This is a genomic window from Streptomyces sp. NPDC090499, assembly GCF_044769305.1.
In the GTDB taxonomy this organism is placed as follows: domain Bacteria; phylum Actinomycetota; class Actinomycetes; order Streptomycetales; family Streptomycetaceae; genus Streptomyces.
Genome location: NZ_JBIVXP010000049.1, coordinates 1 through 3,767, shown reverse-complemented (window position 1 = coordinate 3,767; position 3,767 = coordinate 1). Strand labels below are relative to the sequence as shown.

Genomic DNA, 3,767 nt, shown 5'->3' with positions numbered 1-3,767 from the left:
TGGAGGTGATGAAGCGCATTGATCCACTGAAAGGCCTCAAACTGGCACAGCGACAGAACTCGCATACCGGCATGAGGCATGCCTTAATGCCCTCTGAGAGGGCGGTACGTGAATTGATGTCCGTTTCGCTCTTTCGGGATGGGCATGTGCGCTGGCCGCGGCGTCGTCGGGCGGCTATGGCCGCGGCTGGGTGAACAAGCCCTGCTCGGTCTCGACCAGGATTCCGCGCTCGGTCAGCCGCTTGAGTTTCAGGCGGGTGTTGTTGATGTTGTTGGGTGCGATCTCCATGTCCATCGCCTCGCACACCTGCCGCGCCCGCAGGGGGGTGTCGGCCGCGGCGAACACCGCCATGATCTGCTGGTAGGCCGGATGGTCCGGCAGCTTCGGGGCCGGCGGCGCGGGCGGCTGCGGATCGGGCAGTTCCAGCAGTGTCTTGCGGGTGATCCGGACTTCCTCGGCGGCCCGGCCGAGTTCGTCCAGCCGTGCGGTCAGCTGCGCGATCTGCTCCCTTGTCGCCTCGGCTTGTGCGGTGATCTCCCGTTCCCGCTCTTCCAGCCGCGCCAGTACCGCCCCGAGGGTGAGCTCCCCGCCGGTCATGCGCTGCGCCAGGCCGCAGCGGTGTCCCCGGTCAGTCGGCGCAGTATCACCGCGGTCATCGCCCAGTACACCCGTGACTCTGAACTGCGCGGCAGGTGCTCGTAGTCGCGCACCAGCCTGCGGTGCAGCATCAAGATCCCGTAGGCGCGCTCCACGATCCACCGTTTGGGGATCGGCACGAACCCGGTCTGGGTCGGGTTGCGCTCGACGATCTCCACCTCGATGCCCACCGTCTGGCCGTGCGCGACGACGGCGTTCTTGAAGCCCTGGTCGACCAGGGCCTTCTGAACGGTGTCGGTGTCGGCGGCGACCTTGTCCAGCAGCGTGATACCGGCGGCGTTGTCGTGCACGGACGCGGCGAGCACCACCACCGCGATCACCAGGCCCAACACGTCAACGGCCAGGCCACGCTTGCGGCCCGGCACTTTTTTTGCCGCATCACGCCCTGTCGACTTTGCGGGCACCCCGGCCGCCGCGTGCACGCTCTGGGTGTCGAGCACCACCAGGCTCGGGTCCGCCTTCCGCCGCGCTTTCTCCCGCACCTTCCAGCGCAGCAGGTCGTGGATGGTCTGGTCGGTGCCGTCGTCACGCCACTTGGTGAAGTAGTACATCACCGCGCCGCGCGGCGGCAGGTCGTGCGGAAGCAGGTCCCACTGGCAGCCGGTGCGGCCCTGGTAGAGAAGCGCGTTGACGATCTCCCGCATTTCGTACCGGCCCTGGTGGCCGCTGACCGAGCGGTGCGCGGCCTTCCACGCGGCGATCACCGGCTCGACCAGCGCCCACTGCTCGTCGGACAGGTCGGTCTTGTAGGACTTGCGCTCGCTCACGGTGTTCAGCCCAGCACGCCCGAGCCCTTCGACCGGCTGGGATGCCGCAGTCCCATACGTTCAGGTGACGCTAAATCGCCTATCGGCTCAAATACCATCCTCTTACGGACAAGGAACGAGCCGATGGCGAGCGTGTCCAGAGGGCCTACGGCAAAGCTCGCCAGGCACGACGACACCACGCGTACGCATCCGAGCTGCGATCGACGCGCTGGAGTGAATCTGCACATTCAGTGGACCCGCGCCAGGAACGCCGGTCCGTAAATAGGACGAGTTCAGTGAGGCCGGTAAGTCTCGCGCGGGCTTCCGTGCTCGGCGACCAGGCCGAACTGGTTCGGCTCGCTGCGAGGGGACAGGGCGTCCAGGATGACGGACACCGTGCCGATCACCTTGTCCGGCTCCTATGCCGCGGATTCGAGTCGCTCCAGGTCAGCGGCCTACACGAGGGCGACGAGCGGCTTGCCGTGGCGGGTAGGACGACGTGTTCCCCGCCGTAGACGACGCGGTTGACCAGCTCCGCAAGCTCGGACCTGGGCTTGCGTCACTGAAATCTCAGGGCCATGCTGCGTATCGCAGTTCTGTACGTCCTGTACGTTTTACGAGAGCGTTTCCGCCGAGCTGATCACACGACACCGGTCGGTCGGCTGTGCGTGTGACCGACCAAAAGGGAGTTGCTTGAAGTGCGGGGGGACCTGGTCCGTCTGAAGGAGGCCAGTGAGTGTTACGCGTTGGTCTTCATCCACCCGCCGTGTGGGCGGAGTTGACGCCGCTCAGGCGTCTCAGCACGCCGCGTAGGCTGCCGGGCCCGGGCCTGGCCTCCATCCCGAAGGAATGGTCTTGTTCAGTGTGCTGCGGATCCGGGACTACCGGTTTCTCGCGTTCGGTCAACTGCTGTCCAATCTCGGCGACTGGTTCCTGCTCCTCGCGGTCCCGTACTACGTCCTGGAGCTGACCGGCTCCGCCATGGCGTCGGGGTTCTCGCTGGCCGCGGGAACGGTTCCGGCGCTGGTCCTCGGCCCGCTGGCGGGGGCGCTCGTCGACCGTTGGAACCGGCTGCGCGTCATGATCGCCGCGGACCTGGTCCGCATGGTGGCGGTGTCGCTGATGCTGTGGGTGGACAGTCCGGACGAGGTGTGGCTGATCTACGTCGCGTTGGTCCTGGAGTCGTCCCTGAGCCAGCTGTTCAACCCGGCCTCCGCCGCCCTGCTCCCACAACTGGTCGGCCGTGGGGGCGACCTCCACGCGGCGAACTCCGTGAGCGCCCTCATCGTCGGCTCCATCCGGCTCGTCGGCGGCCCGTTGGGCGGGGCCGTGTACGGCGGCCTTGGTTTCACGGCAGTCGTCGCCATCGACACGATCAGCTACGCGTGTTCGGCACTTTGCCTCACGATGGTCCGCAACCGGTCGCAGACGACGGCGTGCCAAAGCACCGGGGCGGGGCGTGGGCAGGTAAGCAGGCTGGCCGCCGAGATCCGCGACGGAGTCGCACAGATACGCCACAGTCCGTGGCTGGCGGCGCTGGCGGCAGCCGGTGCCCTCTTCGCGATCGCCACGTCCGCCGTGAACGTCGGCCTCATCCCGTACATGGACCGGGTCCTGCACGCCTCACCACAGATCCTCGGCCTGCTCTTCGGGGCTTTCGGTGCAGGGCTCCTGCTCGGGGTGCCGCTCAGCCGCGCACTCGCCCGGAGACTCGCCGACCGGACAGTGCTGGTGGGCTCCCTCACAGCGCTCGCCGTGACCTTCGCGGCGACATTCAACACCCCCGTGATCGAGTGGAGCGCCGCGCTGTTCCTCACAATCGGGGCGCCCATGGTCTGTTTCACCATCACGAGCGGGACGCTCGTCGCCCGTTACACCCCTGATGCTGTGCTGGGCAGGGTCAGCGCAACCTACGGATTTCTACAGGCGGCGGCCTCCTTGTCGGGCATGGTGGCGGGCTCACTGCTGAGCGAGGCGCTGGGCATCGTGGCGATGATGAACCTGTGCTGCGTCACCATCGCACTGGCCGCCGGAACGATGCTGCTCATGCCGCGGCGTCAGCCCCCGATCCCCGAGGATGTGTCCCTCGGGGAAGCGGCGTGACGTGGACGGCCGGCCGTCTCGTCATCCAGCTCGATGGAGCGGAGTGCGACGACCGAGCAGGGCTTGTTCACCCAGCCGTGGCCGTAGTCTCCCGGCGACGTCGCGGCCAGCCCGCTTACCCTTGCCGAAAGGGCCAAACGGACATCAACTCACGTACCACCCTCTGAGAGGGCATTAAGGCATGCCTCATGCCGGTATGCGAGTTCTGTCGCTGTGCCAGTTTGAGGCCTTTCAGTGGATCAATGCGCTTCATCACCTCCA

General features: G+C 66.7%; 3 protein-coding genes and 1 pseudogene. 1 reads left to right on the top strand and 3 read right to left on the bottom strand.

The features are described 5' to 3' along the window. Positions 1-174 precede the first annotated feature (174 nt). The 3 genes and pseudogenes from ACIQVL_RS51480 to ACIQVL_RS51470 form a co-directional block, all read right to left on the bottom strand. The gene (locus tag ACIQVL_RS51480) at positions 175-597 is read right to left on the bottom strand and encodes a hypothetical protein (RefSeq protein ID WP_403479305.1); all 423 of its coding nucleotides are present in this window, start codon (positions 595-597) and stop codon (positions 175-177) included. After that, positions 594-1,424, bottom strand: a complete 831-nt coding sequence (locus tag ACIQVL_RS51475) for an IS5 family transposase (protein WP_403479304.1) — start codon at positions 1,422-1,424, stop codon at positions 594-596. Before ACIQVL_RS51475 ends, ACIQVL_RS51480 begins: the two co-directional genes overlap by 4 nt. A 272-nt stretch (positions 1,425-1,696) precedes the next feature. Then, positions 1,697-1,972: pseudogene (locus tag ACIQVL_RS51470) on the bottom strand (type II toxin-antitoxin system Phd/YefM family antitoxin). Between the two features lie 295 nt (positions 1,973-2,267). Between ACIQVL_RS51470 and ACIQVL_RS51465 the strand changes: the two are divergent. Beyond that, positions 2,268-3,506, top strand: a complete 1,239-nt coding sequence (locus tag ACIQVL_RS51465) for an MFS transporter (RefSeq protein WP_403479306.1) — start codon at positions 2,268-2,270, stop codon at positions 3,504-3,506. Positions 3,507-3,767 lie beyond the last annotated feature (261 nt).

Excerpts from the sequence above, each read along its gene's own strand:
- ACIQVL_RS51480 (WP_403479305.1), bottom strand. The coding sequence starts at position 597 with ATGACCGGCGGGGAGCTCACCCTCGGGGCGGTACTGGCGCGGCTGGAA.